The organism is Clostridium lentum (assembly GCF_014287815.1).
Lineage (GTDB): Bacteria > Bacillota > Clostridia > Clostridiales > Clostridiaceae > Clostridium > Clostridium lentum.
This window is the reverse complement of sequence record NZ_JACOOQ010000009.1, coordinates 51750-70219: the sequence shown is the minus strand read 5'-3', so window position 1 is coordinate 70219 and position 18470 is coordinate 51750. Positions and strand designations below refer to the sequence as shown.

At 30.0% G+C, this 18470-nt stretch carries 18 protein-coding genes and 1 other annotated feature; of the genes, 17 read left to right on the top strand and 1 reads right to left on the bottom strand.

From position 1 onward, the window contains the following. Positions 1–2 precede the first annotated feature (2 nt). Positions 3–1373 (top strand): SpoVR family protein, encoded by a 1371-nt coding sequence (locus H8R92_RS06715; RefSeq protein WP_022211020.1) that lies wholly within the window; start codon positions 3–5, stop codon positions 1371–1373. A gap of 142 nt (positions 1374–1515) precedes the next feature. Continuing rightward, entirely contained in the window at positions 1516–1911 is a 396-nt protein-coding gene (locus tag H8R92_RS06710) for a hypothetical protein (RefSeq protein ID WP_022211021.1), read from the top strand. 78 nt (positions 1912–1989) lie between these two features. Here the strand turns inward: H8R92_RS06710 and pssA are convergent, their stop codons facing one another. Continuing rightward, a complete protein-coding gene (gene pssA / locus H8R92_RS06705; protein ID WP_022211022.1) occupies positions 1990–2511 on the bottom strand; it encodes a CDP-diacylglycerol--serine O-phosphatidyltransferase in 522 nt (173 codons plus the stop codon). A 190-nt stretch (positions 2512–2701) separates the two neighbouring features. Here pssA and H8R92_RS06700 point away from each other — a divergent pair, with 190 nt between their 5' ends. The 15 genes from H8R92_RS06700 (at position 2702) to H8R92_RS06630 (ending at position 18450) form a co-directional block, all read left to right on the top strand. After that, positions 2702–3580 carry a YegS/Rv2252/BmrU family lipid kinase gene (locus H8R92_RS06700; protein WP_186835049.1) on the top strand — a complete coding sequence of 293 codons (879 nt, stop codon included), beginning with the start codon at positions 2702–2704 and terminating at the stop codon, positions 3578–3580. A 276-nt stretch (positions 3581–3856) separates the two neighbouring features. Beyond that, entirely contained in the window at positions 3857–4291 is a 435-nt protein-coding gene (locus H8R92_RS06695) for a hypothetical protein (RefSeq protein ID WP_186835048.1), read from the top strand. A gap of 261 nt (positions 4292–4552) precedes the next feature. After that, positions 4553–5806, top strand: coding sequence for a magnesium transporter MgtE N-terminal domain-containing protein (locus H8R92_RS06690; RefSeq protein ID WP_186835047.1), 1254 nt, complete (start codon positions 4553–4555; stop codon positions 5804–5806). Positions 5807–5869: 63 nt separating this feature from the next. Beyond that, positions 5870–6111: a binding site (T-box leader), on the top strand. Positions 6112–6151: 40 nt separating this feature from the next. Further along, a complete protein-coding gene (gene cysK / locus H8R92_RS06685) occupies positions 6152–7060 on the top strand; it encodes a cysteine synthase A (protein WP_022211026.1) in 909 nt (302 codons plus the stop codon). Between the two features lie 46 nt (positions 7061–7106). Next, positions 7107–7691, top strand: a complete 585-nt coding sequence (epsC, locus tag H8R92_RS06680) for a serine O-acetyltransferase EpsC (protein WP_186835046.1) — start codon at positions 7107–7109, stop codon at positions 7689–7691. Between the two features lie 6 nt (positions 7692–7697). Further along, complete coding sequence (gene queG, locus H8R92_RS06675) at positions 7698–8678, top strand: tRNA epoxyqueuosine(34) reductase QueG (RefSeq protein WP_186835045.1); 981 nt, start codon at positions 7698–7700, stop codon at positions 8676–8678. A gap of 15 nt (positions 8679–8693) precedes the next feature. Continuing rightward, the gene (gene nth, locus H8R92_RS06670; RefSeq protein WP_186835044.1) at positions 8694–9335 is read left to right on the top strand and encodes an endonuclease III; all 642 of its coding nucleotides are present in this window, start codon (positions 8694–8696) and stop codon (positions 9333–9335) included. 139 nt (positions 9336–9474) lie between these two features. Continuing rightward, a complete protein-coding gene (locus H8R92_RS06665; protein WP_022211030.1) occupies positions 9475–10386 on the top strand; it encodes a D-alanine--D-alanine ligase in 912 nt (303 codons plus the stop codon). A 195-nt stretch (positions 10387–10581) separates the two neighbouring features. Beyond that, positions 10582–11523 carry a glycoside hydrolase family 25 protein gene (locus H8R92_RS06660; RefSeq protein ID WP_186835043.1) on the top strand — a complete coding sequence of 314 codons (942 nt, stop codon included), beginning with the start codon at positions 10582–10584 and terminating at the stop codon, positions 11521–11523. Positions 11524–11766: 243 nt separating this feature from the next. Then, a complete protein-coding gene (locus tag H8R92_RS06655) occupies positions 11767–13194 on the top strand; it encodes a VanW family protein (protein WP_022211032.1) in 1428 nt (475 codons plus the stop codon). A gap of 254 nt (positions 13195–13448) precedes the next feature. Further along, complete coding sequence (locus tag H8R92_RS06650; RefSeq protein ID WP_022211033.1) at positions 13449–13910, top strand: tRNA (cytidine(34)-2'-O)-methyltransferase; 462 nt, start codon at positions 13449–13451, stop codon at positions 13908–13910. Positions 13911–13928: 18 nt separating this feature from the next. After that, on the top strand, positions 13929–14765 hold the full coding sequence (locus H8R92_RS06645) for a DegV family protein (protein WP_186835042.1): 837 nt from the start codon (positions 13929–13931) through the stop codon (positions 14763–14765). A 249-nt stretch (positions 14766–15014) separates the two neighbouring features. Continuing rightward, positions 15015–16049: a sugar-binding transcriptional regulator gene (locus H8R92_RS06640; protein WP_302623260.1), complete on the top strand. Its 1035-nt coding sequence runs from the start codon at positions 15015–15017 to the stop codon at positions 16047–16049. A 59-nt stretch (positions 16050–16108) separates the two neighbouring features. Further along, entirely contained in the window at positions 16109–17122 is a 1014-nt protein-coding gene (gap, locus tag H8R92_RS06635; protein ID WP_022211036.1) for a type I glyceraldehyde-3-phosphate dehydrogenase, read from the top strand. A 149-nt stretch (positions 17123–17271) separates the two neighbouring features. Further along, positions 17272–18450, top strand: coding sequence for a phosphoglycerate kinase (locus H8R92_RS06630; RefSeq protein ID WP_022211037.1), 1179 nt, complete (start codon positions 17272–17274; stop codon positions 18448–18450). Positions 18451–18470: the final 20 nt, after the last annotated feature.

The window sequence follows — 18470 nt, the reverse complement described above, 5'->3', positions numbered from 1 at the left end:
CCATGGAATATACAGTGAGAGAATTAGAAAAATGGAATAAGATTATAGAACAAAAGGCTACGGAGCTTGGACTTGATTATTATCCTCAAGAATTTGAGATAATAGGATTTAATGAAATGATAGGGTATGAAGCTTATGTTGGTATGCCTTCTAGATATCCTCACTGGAGTTATGGTAAGGCATATGAAAAGAATAAGACTTTATATTCATTTAATTTAACAGGTCTACCTTATGAAATGGTTATAAACTCAGATCCATGTTTAGGTTATTTAATGAGGGAAAATACCTTGTTATTACAAATATTGACCATGGCTCATGTGTATGGTCACAATGATTTTTTTAAGAATAATAGACTATTTAGAGAAGGGACTAAAGCTTATTATACCATTGAAATGTTTAAGCTTGATGCAGATATAATCAGAGATTATATTAATGATCCTAATATAGGATATGATAAGGTTGAAAAGATTCTTGATGCAGCTCATGCTTTGAGATTTCAAATACCAAGAGTTGTAGGTGTAAAGGAGCTCACTCAGGAACAAATCAAAAAAGCCTTAATTGATGAGTATAATAGCAAAGTGGATAATAAGGGAGCCTTTGATGAAAAAGAGGAAATTATTCTTCCTAACTTGAATAAGATACCTTTAGAGCCTTGTGATGATGTCATGGGCTTTATAATTAAATATTCTTCCCTAGAAGACTGGGAAAAGAATATATTAAAGATAGTTAAGAGAGAAAGCGAATATTTCTTGCCACAAATAGAAACTAAGATAATGAATGAAGGCTGGGCAAGCTATTGGCATTATACTATATTAAATGAGCTTAAATTAGAGTCAGGTTTACACTTTGAGTTTATTAAGCGGCACAATGATGTTATAGCACCTATTTTAGGAGGCTTAAATCCTTACTATATAGGTTTTAGAGTGTTCCAAGACATTGAAAAGCGATATGGACGAGAAAAGATGTTTGAAGTGAGATATTTAGAAAGAGATAATTCTTTTTTAAGAAAATATTTAACACAAGATTTATGTGAGGAATTAAACTTATTCCAATATGCTAAGAAAAATTTTGAATTTGTGGTAGAAGAGGTATCTGATGAAGATGGATGGAAGAGTATAAGAGATACTATATCAGATACTTGTGGAGTAGGGGGAATACCGTATATCAGAATAGTTGATTTTAACAGAAATGATGGTACTCTTACTTTAGAGCATGTATATGATGGACGAGAACTAGAACTATTATATGCAAAAGAAACCATAAAATATCTATTTGATTTATGGGGTCATAAGATAGTTTTAAAAACAAAAACAAAGGAAGGTAGGCAAATAGAATTAACTTGTGATAATGAACGAAAGGTTATAGTAAATTAATAAACAGGCTGTGTCAACGATTTTGATGCAGCCTGTTTATTTATAAAGAAAAAGTAACTAGAAAAATGTATTTGTATCGAAAATAAAAGCAACGAATATTTTATTTAATGAATAATTTTATAAATAATAGGGAGAGAGTTAAATGAAATATAAGGAAATGATGAAGAGTTATTATGGAGAAGTATACAATATATCTGAATTATTAAAGAAGGTAACAGACTCATATAGGCTACTAATTGCTGGAGCAGCAGAACTAAACAATATTCCTGAGGCTAAATCCAGTTATGTTAAAGATGCTGTAAAAAGAGCAGATAAATTAGGAGAAACTATAGATCATTTAATAACTCTTCTTGATAAGTGTGGTGAATCTTATTTTCAATATTGTTCAGTTTTAGGAAATTATATCATGAATAAAAGCACTCAAAAGGATATTTTAACTGAAATAGATGATGAATTGTTATATGATAATTCTTCTAATATAGGACAGGTTAAAAATAGGGAGGATAATTTTGTTAATTTTGATGACGATGATAATTAATTAAAGAGTATATTAAACTAAAAAATAAAAAAGAATTCAGCAATTTGAATTCTTTTTTATTTTAATTATGTTATAAAACTAAAATTTCTTTAATTTTAAATTACTGACCATTAAATATGAACCAATAAGCATCAATATTACTAGTAATGTTGGTGCAATAGTATATTTAAATGATAATAATGCCAAAATAGCTATAAAGCATCCTACAACAGTAATTGGAACGCCTGTAAATACTCCATCAAAGGAAACAGCATTATATCTAGCCAATCTGTATGCACCACATATTGGGAAAAGTAATAAAATAATAATTCCTATGATTCCAAATGGGCCATATGAGTTTAAGTCAAATAATAAAAATACAAGAATTGATGGTGCTACACCAAAGGATACTAGATCTGCTAGAGAATCCAATTCTTTTCCTAAATCACTGCTTACTTGCAGAAAACGAGCGATTCTTCCATCATATCTATCAACTAAAGCAGCTGCAATAATAAAGATACTAGCGAGTCTGTAATTCCCATTATGGGTTTCTATAATTGATAATATTCCAAAAGATAGATTAATAAAGGTAAATATATTAGGAACACAGCTTTTTCTCATTTTAATCACTCCTAAATAATTTCTATGTCAAAATATAATTATAGCACAAAAGTATTCACAATTTAATACTGAAAATATATGTATTATAAAATATAGATTGCAAAAAGCAATATATTTACAAGTTATTTATTTTATAAGTATAGAAATCGTGATATAATTTAAAAATAATGGTAGTAGGAGAGATAGTGTTATGAAAGTAAAGTTTATTTATAATCCATATTCAGGTGAAAATCTTATATTATCAAAATTAGATAAAGTTATAAGTCTTCATCAAGAGGCTGGATATACGGTAGTTCCATATAGAATCACAGCTGGAGAAGATGTAGGAGTGGGCTTAAGTGATATAAAAGATGGAAATTATAAATACATATTAATAGCTGGTGGAGATGGGACTGTTGATTCAGTTGTTAATGCTATGGCCAAGAGTGGTATATCATTACCAATAGGTATATTACCGGTTGGAACAGCCAATGATTTTTCTAAGTTTTTAGGGATGTCTTCTGATGTAGAAGAAGCATGTAAACAGATATTATCTTCAGAAGTCAAATCAGTAGATTTAGGAAGTATTAATGATAAGTATTTTGTAAATGTTGCTAGTACAGGATTATTTACTGATGTTTCTCAAAAGACAGATGTAAATTTAAAAAATACTATAGGTAAATTAGCATATTATCTAAAAGGGTTAGAAGAGTTACCTAATTTTAGAAAGCTTCATGTAAATATTTCATCAAAAGAAGTAGAGTTTGAAGGCGAAATGTATTTATTATTAGTATTCAATGGGGCTACGGCAGGGAATTTTAATCTGGCTATGAGAGCAGATGCTTGTGATGGTTTATTGGATATAATAATGTTTAAGGCTGTGCAGATATATGAGCTTTTACCTTTATTTATTAAGGTTCTTAAAGGTGAACACTTAGATTCAAATAAGGTGTTATATTTTAAGACAGATTATTTAAAGGTTGAATGTCATGAAGATATAGTTACTGATATTGATGGAGAAAAAGGACCAGATTTCCCATTAGAAATTAAATGTATAAAAGGTGGACTGAAAATTTTAGGTGTTAAGTAATTATATGTAGAATAAAATATAAAAAAAAATAATAGTTATAAATAACAGTAATTATGGAAGGAAATAAATGTGAAGGCTTTTTATTATTTATGTCTTTTGTTATTTATAATTACTATAATATTTTATTTAATTATGAAAGCAAGAAAAAGATGTCCAGTTAAGATTAGGAAATACTATATTATTACTTTAACTATTTTATTACTGAGAAACATTACGTTACTATTGTTATCTTTAATTGAAAAGCAGGAAATAATGTATTTTTTAAAGCCCATGTCAATGATGGATATAATTACAATTCCGTTATTATCAATGGGGGCATTATATATATTTTTAAGAAATGAAAGAATGAGGTTTGATTATAATTTTATCTTGATGATATCAATGATAGGAATATATTGTTTCTTGATATCCTTTTATAGATTAAAGAGCTATATTGATGCTGAATTTGGCTACGTAGTTATTTTTAAAGATACGATGATTCCAAGCCTTATATATTTAATTGTTATGGCCATGGTTACAGTGATATCCTTAATAAATATAGATAAGCCATACAGTAATACTTTAGGTATGAAGCTTTTGACTTTTTCAACTGTAGTATTTGTTATAGAGTATATATTGTTCTTAGGGGGAATAAAGATATTTCCTTATCCTTTTATTGGTGAAATTAGTTTATTAATAGTAGTATTACAATCTATAGATACTTTTAATTAGTTTAACCATTAGGAAGAATTTTTCATAAGTAAAAAGGAAAAAATAGTTGCCTTTTAAAACTAGTGTAATATAATATAAGTATATGAAAAATGCCCTTTTATGGGCTTTTTTGATGTGTATAAAAATGAGTTTTTAAATAATGGTGGTGAATTTAAATGGAGGGTGTCCCTCAGAGGAATAATTTTAGAAAATTGAATAGGGATTATTAGAGGGAATGCTATTTATTAAATAAGCTCCTCTGATAATATAGGAGGAAGCTTTATGAAGAAAATGTCAGTATTTTTATTTACAAATATTTTAGGTAAAAAAATATATGATGAATTTGATGATGTTTTAGGTGAGTTAAAGGATATCTATGTAACTACAGATGAAGGATATCCAAGAGTAATAGGCTATAAAGTTAAGAAGGATGGGTATACTTTTCACTATGAATTTAGAAACATTAATTTTTATGCTTCTGATAATAAGGTAAAGATACTTACTAGAGGAAGTAAAGAAATTTTACCTAGAACGTACTCATATCTATTATCTGAAAATCTATTAGATAAGAAAATAGTAGATATAAATGGAAAGCAAGTGGTAAGAGTTGATGATTTAAGGCTTGCTGAAATTGCAGGAGAATATAGGGTAATAGCTGTTGAAACAGGACCATTAGCTAAATTTAGAAGAATGGGATGCCAAGGCGTAGGAAAATTTATTTATAAAGTTATCAATAAAGATTATGAAGATAGAGTTATTATGTGGGATGATGTTGAATCATTGGAAATGATAAACAATAATTTAAAGATAGCTGTTCCTTATAAGAAATTATCAACGCTGCATCCAGCAGATTTAGCAGATATTTTAGAAGAGCTTGATGATAGTTCAAGAAAGCTTGTATTTGAATCATTGGATGAAGACCTTGCAGCAGATACTTTAGAAGAAATTGAACCAGAGTATAAAGGGAGCATAATTAAAGATCTTAGTGAAGAAAAGGCTGCAGAAGTTCTTGAAAATATGCCTAATGATGAAATAGCTGATATCTTAGATGATTTAGATGATGATGAAAGAGAAAAGATATTAGTTAACTTAGAAACTGAAGATGCCAAGGAAGTTAAAGAACTTTTACAATATGAAGATGAAACTGTAGGAAGTATTATGAGTAAAGATTTTATATCTTTTAATTTAGATATAACTATAGGTGAAATAATAGAAATATTAAGAGAAACAGAATATGAAGATGATGAATTTAATAGTATATTCATCAAAGATGAAAAAGAAGAAGTCATAGGAGTTGTTTCATTAAAGGATTTAATTTTAACTAAACCTGAAACAAAGGTTAAGGAAATTATGAATGAAAAGACTAACGCTTTAAGATATGACTTAGATATAGATGAGGCAATAGAAAAATGTGCAAAATATGATTTAATGTCTATTCCGGTGGTAGATGAACATGAAGTGCTTATAGGTGTTGTGAATACTCATGATTTAATTGATGAGATATTATATCCTATTTGGAAGAGAAAAAATAAATAGATTTCATTGACATTTAAAAGCAAAGTCATATAATAATATATAAAGGATAGTTAAATAGTCGGAATTAAAACGATGAAAAAGAAAAGTAGTATAGATGATGGTTTAAGAGAGAAGAGGGGGCTGGAATCTCTTCACCTATAGTTTATATGAAGTGCACTTTGGAGTTTAAATCTGAAATATAAGTAAGATTCTACGGTAATCGTCCGTTATAGCGAAAGGGTATTATTTGTACCTGTATTTGAGTTGGAATTTATTGATTTAAAATTCAATTAGAGTGGAACCGCGATTATTACTTCGTCTCTAAGTTTAGAGACGAAGTTTTTTATATTTAAAGGAGGAAATAGTATGATTTATAACAATGTTTTGGAACTAGTAGGAAAGACACCAGTGCTAAAGTTAAATAATTTCAATGTAGAAAATGCAGCGGAAGTGTTTGTGAAATTAGAAAAGTATAATCCAGGCGGTAGTGTTAAAGATAGAGCAGCACTTGGTATGATTGAAGCTGCAGAAAGAGATGGGCTTTTAAAAGAAGGATCAGTAATAGTGGAACCTACAAGTGGTAATACTGGTATAGCATTAGCTATGATTGGTAAGTTGAAAGGGTATAAGGTGATAATAGTTATGCCAGATACAATGAGCAAGGAAAGAAGAGACTTAATAAGTGCTTATGGTGCTGAGTTAGTTCTTACTGAAGGCATAAGGGGAATGAAGGGTGCCATTGAAAAAGCAGAAGAAATGGTAGAAAAGTACGGATACTTTATGCCACAGCAATTTGAGAATTTTGCTAATTCATTAAAGCATTATGAAACAACAGCAAATGAAATATATGAAGATATAAAGGATTTAGATGTATTTGTAGCAGGTGTAGGAACAGGCGGAACTGTATCAGGTATAGCAAAGAGATTAAAAGAGCTAAATCCGCATATAAAAGTAGTGGCTGTAGAGCCAAAAAGTTCACCGGTTATATCAGGAGGGAATCCAGGAGCTCATAAAATACAGGGTATTGGAGCGGGATTTATACCGGGGATTTATGAAGGGAAATATATCGATGAAGTGATGACTGTTGATGATAATGACGCCATAAGAACTGCTGTAGAGTTTGCAGAAAAAGAAAGTGTTCTAATTGGTATATCATCAGGGGCAGCAGTATATGCAGCTATGGAAATAGCTAAGAGAGAAGGTGAAGGCAAGAAGGTATTAGCCATTGCTCCAGATGGAGGAGAAAAATATATATCAATGGGAATATACGGATAAGTAAAAAATAAGCAGCATATACTTCTAAAAAGGAGAATGAGAAGAAATGTTTGATAATTTAAAGTATGATTTAAACAGGATTATGGAAAATGATCCTGCTGCTAGAAGTAAGATAGAAGTTTTTTTAGTATATCCTTCGGTTCATGCATTAATTGCTTATAGAATTGCACATTTTTTGTATAATAAAAAACTATTTTTACTAGCTAGAATAGTATCTCAATTGTCAAGGTTCTTTACAGGGATTGAAATACATCCTGGTGCAACTATTGGAAAAGGTCTTTTTATAGATCATGGAATGGGTGTTGTTATTGGGGAAACCACAGAGATTGGTGATGATGTAACTTTATATCATGGAGTTACTTTAGGGGGTACTGGTAAAGATAAAGGCAAGAGGCATCCAACGGTGGGAAATAAAGTTGTAATAGGTGCAGGAGCTAAAGTATTAGGACCTATCAATATAGGAGATAATAGTAAGGTAGGCTCTAATTCAGTGGTTTTAAAAGATGTTCCGGCAGGTGCTACAGCAGTAGGCATTCCAGCTAGAAATATTGTAAAGGCTAGTGAAAGTCATGCAATTATAGATATAAGCCAGCGTAAGGGAATAAAAAGAAAAATATATAATTTATGGTGATTTAGCATGATAAAGGATAAAATCATAGGATACTGTAATTCTTTAGGTTTAGATACGCTGGGGTTTATACCATGTAGGCGATTTGAAGAATTGGTAGAATTCTATAAGTATAGAAAAGAAAATAATTTAGAAAATGAATTTGAAGAAAAAGAAATTGAAAAGAGAATAAATCCTAAGGTTTATATGGAAGATGGGAAAACTATAATATCTATAGCTTTCCCTTATTATCATGAAGATGTCAATGAAAATAATAATGGATTTTCTATATATACTAAAAGAGGAGATTATCATAGAGTAGTAAAAGAGTATTTAGAGAAAATATGTATTTACATAAATTCTTTAGGATGGGAAGCAATATCTTTTGTTGATAGTAATTATTTACCTGAAAGATATATAGCATATTTAGCTGGTGTAGGTTTTATTGGTAGAAATAATATGATAATCACTGAAAAATATGGTTCATATGTATTTTTAGGAGAAATAATAACTAATGCAAAAATAGAATGCAATGAAGTTAGAAACTTTCAAGATATAAGGCAATTTGATGAATGTAGTAAATGTGATATATGTATAAAAGAATGTCCTACAAAATCAATAAATAAAAATAGAATTAATCCTAATATATGTCTTTCATACATTACTCAGAAAAAAGATATAAATGATAAGGAGATTAAGCTTTTGAAAGGCAATGTATTTGGCTGTGATTTTTGTCAACTTAAATGTCCATATAACGAAGGTGTAAAAATTAATGTATTAGAAGAGTTTAATACATTAGAGTATATGAATGAAGATACATATATGTTTGCTAATATGGATAATAAAATATTTAAAGAAAAGATAGCTAAAACTTCTTGTGGTTGGCGAGGAAAGAATGTTATAAGAAGAAATGCTATAATTAAAATGCACAATGAAAATTATGATATTGAAGAGTTTAAGGGGCCATCTCCGTATATAAATAATTATATTGAAATTTTAAAGAAGAAATAATTGGAGTGATTAATGATGAAACAAAGGACAAAATTTATATTAGAAAAGCTTAAGGAAATGTATCCAGATGCAAAATGTGAATTGAATTATGAAACACCTTTTCAGCTATTGGTGGCAACAATATTATCAGCACAAACTACTGATAAAAAAGTAAATGAAGTAACAGAGACATTATTTAAAAAATATCCAGATGTTGATACATTTCTTACCATGTCTATTAATGAACTAGAAGATCATATAAAACAAATTGGTTTATATAGAAATAAGGCAAAGAATTTAATGATTATGTGTAACCAACTTAAAGATAAATATAATGGAGAAGTACCAGATACTATGGAAGAACTGGTGACATTGGCTGGTGCTGGCAGAAAGACTGCTAATGTGGTGCTATCTAATGCTTTTAATGTGCCATCTATTGCAGTGGATACACATGTTTTTAGAGTATCCAATAGGCTTGCACTAGCAGATTCAGATGATGTTTTAGAAGTGGAAAAACAACTACAAAAAGAGCTTCCTAAAAAGGAGTGGAGTCTTACACATCATTTGCTTATTTTTCATGGTAGAAGATGTTGCACAGCTAGAAATCCTAAATGTGATGAATGTCCATTTACATCTAGATGTATATATTATAAAGAAAATAAAAAGAAATTAAAATAAATATAAAACTCTATATTTTTATGTAGTAGAGTTTTATATTTATGTAAACTTCTAATTAGATATAGATAATGATATAATTAGTTAAGTGCGTTAATGAAATATATGCATTGTTTAACTTTATAATATGGAGGTAGTTTTGATGAAAGTTGGAGTAATCATGGGAGGGATATCCTCAGAAAGAGAAATTTCTTTAAAAAGTGGAAAATCAATTATTGAAAATATAGATAAAAATAAATATGAGGTAATACCAGTTGTTATTGATGAAAAGGTAGATATAATAAATAAAGTAAAGGATTTAGATTTTGCTTTATTAGCATTACATGGTAAGTTTGGTGAAGATGGAACAGTTCAATCAGTATTACAGACTTTAGATATACCATATTCAGGATGTGGACCATTAACTTCTGCTTTATGTATGGATAAAGATTTGACAAAGACAGTTTTAGAGGCCAATGGTATAAGAACTGCAAGATGGCTTAATGTAAAATCAGTAGAGGAAATAGATTATGAGGCAATAGAAAATATTGGTTATCCAGTATTTATAAAGCCAACTAATGGTGGTTCAAGTGTTGCTACTTTTAAGATATATGATAAAGAAAAGGTACAAGAAGCTGTAGAAGAGGGATTAAAGTGGGATACAGAAGTTATGATAGAAGAGTTTATTGATGGAAATGAAATTACTTGTCCAGTATTTGATAATAAACTATTTCCGGTTATAGCAATAAAGCCAAAAAGTGATTTTTTTGATTATACACAAAAATACTCAGAAAATGGAGCTGATGAAGTGCTTGTGGAACTTGAAGAAGATTTATATAAAGAAGTTAAAGAAATGGCATTAAAAACTTATAAAGCACTTAAGTGTGAAGTTTATTCAAGGATAGATATGATAGTTAATAAAGAAGGAACTCCTTATATATTAGAAGTTAATACACTTCCAGGAATGACTGCTGCAAGTCTTTTCCCTAAAAGTGCAAAGGGAGAAGGATATAGCTTTTCAGAGTTCTTAGATTTAATAATAGAAACATCTTTAAAGGTAAATAGAGCAGTTTAGAATGTTAAGAAGATTGGTGAGTTAAGATGTTAAGGAAGCAATTACATTAAATAGTGTAACTGCTTCTTTTTTAATAGCAGAAGATTGAGGTGCGTTTTAAATTCACTAATAAAAGATTTTTATTACCAAATAGGAAACTATTTTGAAAAATATTAATAAGCTATAAAGTAAGGAAATTTTATGTACGGAGGAGCTATGCAAAATAGAACTGATAAAAGTCTTTTTGGTATAGATATAAATGAGTATACTCAGGGAGTAGATTTTGCAGTTTTGGCAAGGACGGTAGATTTTTTATATCTAAGATCATCAGGATCAGCTTCAGGGAGATTTAGAACTGATAGAAAGTTTATTGATTTTGCTTCTAAGGCAAGAAATTATGGTATTCCTGTAGGAGCATATCATTTTGCAGTGCCTAGCTATGATTTGAATACAGCAGATGCTCAATGCGATGGTTTTATTAATGTATTGCAACAAGGATTTGGTGATGGTGATTATGGAGATTTATTTCCAGTAGTAGATGTAGAAACACCTACAGATAAATCTATTTCTACTACAGCTTTAATTAATTGGATTGATAGATTTAGGAAGAGATTTGAAAAGTCCACTAGAAGAAGACTTATGCTTTATACAGGAGTATTTTTTGTACAGTTATATAATAATTTTTATATTGAAGGCAGAGGATATCCTCTAAAAAATATGCCTCTTTGGATAGCTTTATATACTGCTATATCTGGAAATCCTAAAGTACCGCCAGATGTAGGAGGATGGACAAGGTGGAGAATATGGCAATATAGTGAAAGTGCAACAGTTGCAGGTGTAAGCAATAAAGTAGATGCAAACTGGGGGCCTAACAACATAGACTTATTAACACCACCAGATGTGGTTAAAGGCTTACAAGCCAGCAGACAAGGTAATGTAATAAATATAAGCTGGATTCAAAATTCAGACTTTGATTTGCTTGGTTACAATATATTTGCCAATGGTTATTGGATAGGAACAGTAGATGCAAATGATACTAGTTTTTCAATTGGAATAAATGAGTTACCATTCACAGTAAAGGGAAATATTTCTATATCTATAGAAGCATTTGATCAAGATGGTGAAGTTTCTGTAAAAAGAGCAACTGTTAAAGTATAATTATGTAATAAAAGCCATCTGTTTCAGGTGGTTTTTATGCTGTTTTGAATATAACAATAAAATCAAGTATATTTATATAATAATAAAATCAAGTATATTTTACATTTTCATTGAATTCACATAACACATGGAAAGTTTTCATTGTTGTTTTAGACAAAATAATATACTATAATAGTAAAAGTACTATAAAAATACATTTTTTATAGTATTTCGTATTATTGAAAGATGGGGGAGGTATATTGTTTGCAAGAGAATAATATAGAATCTAAAGATCAAAGTAAATTCAGTGAGTTTATAACTGATAAAAGGAAAATTATAATTTGTACTGCTTCCGTATTAGTAATAATTTTAGCTGCAACTATTGGGTATATATTTAGTATAAAAACTAAAGTTGCTTCTTGGGATAATAGGATTTATTCAGGAGTAAGTATATATGGTGTGGATTTATCAGGACAGACTGCTGAAGAAGCTAAGACAACTTTAGAATCACAATTAATGACGCAAATTAATAATAAAGTAATAGATGTTATGGTAGGAGAGCAGAATTTTCAATTAAGCTATAATGACATAGATTCATCAATAGATGTTGATGGTATTGTTAAGGAAGCATTAGCTTATGGAAAAGGTGAAGGGTTATTTGAAAAAAATTCAATGATTAAAAATGGAGTAAATCATCAAATGAAAACAGTATTAGTTTATGATGAAAGTAAAATTATTGAATTTGCCAATGAAATAAATAATTCAGTAAAGATTGAACCAAAGGATGCTACTATAAATATCAGTGCAGGTGCTATATCAATTTCTAATGAAACTGTTGGAAAGAAGATAGATGTGGATGCATTAGTTAATAAAATAAAAGAAAGTATTTCTCCAGATAATTTTGCAGGAAAAGCTATTGTTATTGAACTTGAGGAAAATGTACCAAGGGTTACATCAGCAGAATTACAAAAAATTAATGGTGTAGTATCAAGTTTTTCAGGTAGTTATGTGAATAACGCAACTGGCAGAGTTAACAATATGAAGATAGCTACAAATTCAGTTAATGGAACGCTTTTAATGCCAGGTGAAGAGTTTAGTTATAATAAAGCAATAGGAAAAACTACACCAGAAAATGGTTATCAACAAGCTGGAGCTTATGTAGCTGGTGAAGTAGTACAAGAATATGGTGGTGGAGTATGTAATATTTCTACTATACTATATAGAGCTGCCATGAGAGCTAATTTAAAATCTTCATTAAGATATAACCATTCAATGATGGTAAGTTATGCAGAGCCAAGCTTAGATGCAACTGTTTATGAAGGAGAGATAGACTACAGATTTGTTAATACATATGATTTCCCTATATATATTGAAGGATATATGACTTCTAATACTATAGTATTTAATATCTATGGAAATAAAGAAAGTTTTGGAAACAACACTTATGAGTTAGTAAATGAAGTTATAGAAAAGCTAGATTATACTACAGAATATGTTAATGATAATACACTTGCAGAGGGAAGTAGAGTTACAACTGTAAATGGTATGGCTGGATATAGATCAAAAGCATATTTAGTTACATATTCAAATGGTGTTGAAGTGTCAAGAGAGTTTATTTCATCAGATTATTATGCACCGATGAATACTGTGGTAAAAGTAGGAACTAAAAAAGCAACTACTACAGAAAATTAAAATAATTAATTATACAAAAAATCGTTGTAAGTTTAATACATACAGCGATTTTTTATTTTGGTGAGTTTTTTGCACCCTTTTTTCTTTGTTGTTAATAAGGACTTAAATAGAGAAATTATAAATTTAATTAAAATTAACATTCTGTAAAATGCTTTGACTAATAAATAATCATATAGTATTATAAAATTTATAGATAGATACATACATATATTAAAGTAAGAGACTTTCATTTTACTTTTTGGAGGGTGAATTCATTGAATTTAAATATAGTTTTATATAAACCAGAAATACCACAAAATACTGGGAATATTGCCAGAACTTGTGTTTTAACGGATTCTGTTTTACATTTAATAAAGCCTTTAGGATTTAGCATAGATGACAAGGCAGTTAAAAGATCTGGATTAGATTACTGGAAAGACTTAAAGCTTGAGGTGCATGAATCTTATGAAGATTTTATGGCTAAGTATGGAGAACAAAGAATATTTCTAGCTACAACTCATGGAGGAAAATTCTATAATGAAGAAAGTTATAAGCCAGGAGATTTTATTATGTTCGGAAAAGAATCAAGTGGTGTTCCAGAAGAAGTGCATAATGCGCATAAAGGTATACGAATACCAATGATAAAGACGAGTACAAGAAGCTTAAATTTATCCAATACAGTGTGTACAATAGCTTATGAAGCATTAAGACAAATGGATTTTCCAAATATGAAATAAGAAATGGGGGTACTGTTCATGGAAAAAATTAAAATTATAACAGATAGTACTTTAGATTTACCGGCAGAACTTATAAGAGAAAAAGACATTGAAGTGTTACCGTTATTAATCAACTTTGGAGAAGAAAGTTATTTAGATGGTATAGAAATTACCACGAAGGAAATGATTGATAAAATTGATGCTACAGGTGTTTTACCTACAACAGCTCAAGTAACTCCTAATAGATTTGAAAAAAGTTTTAAAAAGTATTTAGATGAAGGGTATAAAATAGTAGCCTTAACATTATCTTCAGACATGAGTGGAACATATCAATCAGCATGTATAGCAAAAGATATGTTAGAAAGTGATGATATTATTGTAATTGATTCTAGAAATGTTACATCAGGATTAGGATTATTAGTATTAAAAGCTTGTGAACTTAGAGATAAAGGTTTAGGAATAAAAGAAATTGAAGAGGGAATTCTTAAAGCAATACCTAAGGTTAAGTGCTCATTAAATTTTGAATCATTAGAAAACCTTGTAAGAGGTGGAAGACTATCAAAAACTGCAGGAACAATAGGTAGTGTGTTAGGCTTAAGACTAATTTTAGAAATAAAAGATGGTAAAATGTCTGTTAAAGATAAGGTTAGAGGAAGTAAAAAGGCTTTAAAGAAATTAGTATCAGATTTTGAAAGTACTGATGTTGATTTTGACTCGCCAATAGTATTATTAGAACTTTTAAATGAAGATGTATACCAAGGGTTAAAGATATACTTCCAAGAAAAAAATATAAATTATATAGATGCTAAAGTAGGGTGTACAGTAGGTATTCACTCTGGAATTAAGCCTTGTGGAATATTTTTCTTTGAAAAATAAAAAAAAGCCATGAGGCTTTTTTTATACTGTTAGAAAATACATTACATATATCTAGAATAACCGTGGCAAAATATAGAGGGTAAATGGAGATTAGCCTTCTAATAAAAGAAAGAAGAAGTTAGATAATAAAAAAATATATAAAATTTTACTATAAAGGGTTTAAAAATTCTAAATTCTGTTTTATAATAATATATGCGGGACACAAAAAGTTATAAGTGGGACGCTTTAAGACCAAAAGGAGGGCTAAAAGTGCAGGAAATATTATCAGTTCAGAAAAAGATAGTTCCTGAATTGGTTGATATCTTAGAAAAAAGATACAATATTTTAAAGACTATATATTTCAACCAGCCAATTGGTAGAAGGGTTTTAGCATCAGAACTTTCATTAGGTGAAAGAATTGTGCGTACTGAGATTAACTTTTTAAAAGAGCAGGATTTAATTGAGATAAATACTCTGGGAATGACTGTTACTGAAGAGGGTATCAGAGTAGTAGAACAATTAAACGATTTTATGCATGAGATAAAAGGATTAAACGACGTTGAGGAATTTATTAAAACATCTTTAGGATTAAAAGATGTAATAATTGTTCCGGGAGATGTGGAAAGTAATCCGTATGTATTAAAAGAATTAGGAAAAGCTGCTTCTAATTATGTAAAAGATATTATTAAAGATGATAGTATAATAGCTATTACAGGTGGAAGTACAGTTAAGGAATTAGTTGAAGCTTTCCCTAAAATAAATAATGTCTCCAATGTTCTTGTTTTGCCTGCAAGAGGAGGAATGGGAAGAAAAGTTGAAAGCCAAGCTAATACTTTGGCAGCTGCCTTAGCACAAAAAGTTAATGGGAGTTATAAATTGCTTCATATTCCGGAAAATGTTAGTTTAGAAGTCTTAGATGGGCTTTTAAAAGAAAAGCAAATCAAAGATGTCATAGATTGCATTCATAAAGCAGATATACTTATATATGGTATAGGAAATGCTATTCATATGGCAGGAAAAAGAGGAGCATCTGAAGAATTTATTGAAGAGCTTAAAAAAAATGGTGCAGTAGGCGAAGCGTATGGATGTTATTTTGATAAAAATTCAAAAGTTGTATCTGAAAATACTACCATTGGTATAAAAATAAATGATGCAAAAAAAATTAATACACATATTGCTGTAGCAGCTGGAAAAAATAAAGTAGAAGCTATAATAGCAGCTGAAATGAATGATAGTAATGCAGTTCTAGTAACTGATGAAGCAGCAGCAAATAAGATAGTGGAACTGATGAAAGCTCAAAATTAATGTTGTTTTAAAATTTTTATTTTAAATATATTATATTTATTATTTAGGAGGTAATTGTAATGGTAAGAGTTGCAATTAATGGTTTTGGACGTATAGGACGTCTAGCATTTAGACAAATGTTTGGAGCAGAAGGGTATGAAATAGTTGCTATCAACGATTTAACAAGCCCATCAATGTTAGCTCATTTATTAAAATATGATTCAGCACAAGGTAGATACGCTTTAGGAGATACAGTTGTTGCTGGAGAAAACTCAATCACTGTAGATGGAAAAGAAATAAGAATCTACGCTGAAGCAGATGCTTCAAAATTACCATGGGGAGAAATTGGTGTTGACGTAGTATTAGAATGTACTGGATTCTACGTATCAAAAGCTAAATCTCAAGCTCATATCGAAGCAGGTGCTAAGAAAGTTGTTATATCAGCTCCAGCTGGAAATGACCTTCCAACAGTTGTATTCAACGTAAACCAAGATATATTAACTGCTGAAGATAACATAATCTCAGCTGCATCTTGTACTACAAACTGCTTAGCTCCAATGGCTAAAGCTTTAAATGACTTTGCACCAATTCAATCTGGTATAATGTCAACAATTCACGCTTACACTGGAGACCAAATGATCTTAGATGGTCCTCAAAGAAAAGGTGATTTAAGAAGAGCTAGAGCTGGTGCTGTTAACATAGTACCTAACTCAACTGGAGCTGCTAAAGCTATCGGATTAGTTATTCCAGAATTAAACGGAAAATTAATCGGATCTGCTCAAAGAGTACCAGTTCCAACTGGATCAACTACTATATTAGTTGCTGTTGTTAAAGGTGAAAATGTAACAGTAGAAGGAATCAATGCTGCTATGAAAGCTGCTTCAAATGAATCATTCGGTTACACTGAAGAAGAATTAGTTTCTTCAGATATCATCGGAATCAAATACGGTTCATTATTTGATGCAACTCAAACTATGGTATCTGAAATCGGAGAAGGATTATACCAAGTACAAGTTGTTTCATGGTATGACAACGAAAACTCATACACTAGCCAAATGGTTAGAACTATTAAATACTTCGCTGAATTAGCTTAATTTTAATAGATAATTATATATGGATTTAGATGCTTATAAAAGCACTCTTATAAGATCCTAAACAGGGTCCGGTCTCTAAGGCATACTTATAAGACCGGGCCTATTTTAAAATTATAGATAAAACTATAAAAATTTATGAGGTGAAAAGAATGAGCTTTAATAAAAAGACAATTGAAGATGTTCAAGTTAAAGGTAAAAGAGTTTTAGTAAGATGTGACTTTAACGTACCATTAAAAGATGGAGTTATAACTGATGAAAATAGATTAGTAGGAGCTCTTCCAACAATCAAATACTTAATTGAAAATGGAGCTAAAGTTATACTTTGCTCACACTTAGGAAAAGATGCATCTAAGAGCTTAGCACCAGTTGCTGTAAGATTAAGCGAAATGTTAGGTAAAGAAGTTGTTTTCGCTAGAGACGAAGAAGTTGTTGGAGAAAACGCTAGAAAAGCTGTTGCTGATATGAAAGACGGAGATGTTGTATTATTAGAAAACACTAGATGCAGAAAAGAAGAAACTAAGAACGGAGAAGAATTATCTAAGGAATTAGCTTCTTTATGTGACATTTATGTTAACGATGCATTTGGAACAGCTCACAGAGCTCACTCATCAACTGTAGGAGTAACTAACTACGTTGATACAGCTGTATGTGGATACTTAATCCAAAAAGAATTAAAGTTCTTAGGAGAAGCTGTAAACAATCCAGTTAGACCATTCGTAGCTATATTAGGTGGATCTAAAGTTTCTGATAAGATTGCTGTTATCAACAACCTTTTAGAAAAAGTTGATACAATAATCATTGGTGGAGGAATGGCTTATACATTCTTAAAAGCTCAAGGATATGAAATAGGAACTTCTTTATGTGAAGATGATAGATTAGATTATGCTAAAGAAATGATAGCTAAAGCTGAAGCTAATGGAGTTAGATTCTTATTACCAGTAGATCATAGAATAGCATCTGAATTTAAAGATGTTGAAGCTACTGTAACAGAAGATCAAAACATACCAGCTGGATTCATGGGATTAGATATTGGACCTAAGACAGAAGCTTTATATGCTGATGCAGTAAAAGATGCTAAGACAGTTATATGGAACGGACCAATGGGAGTATTCGAATTTGAAAACTACAATAAAGGAACAATTGCAGTTGCTAAAGCTATGGCAGATGCAGATGCTACAACAGTTATCGGTGGAGGAGACTCAGCTGCTGCTGTTAACATCTTAGGATTTGGAGATAAGATGACTCACATTTCTACAGGTGGTGGAGCTTCACTTGAATTCTTAGAAGGTAAAACTTTACCAGGAATCGCTGCTTTAAATGATAAATAATTATTTAAATTAATAATTAA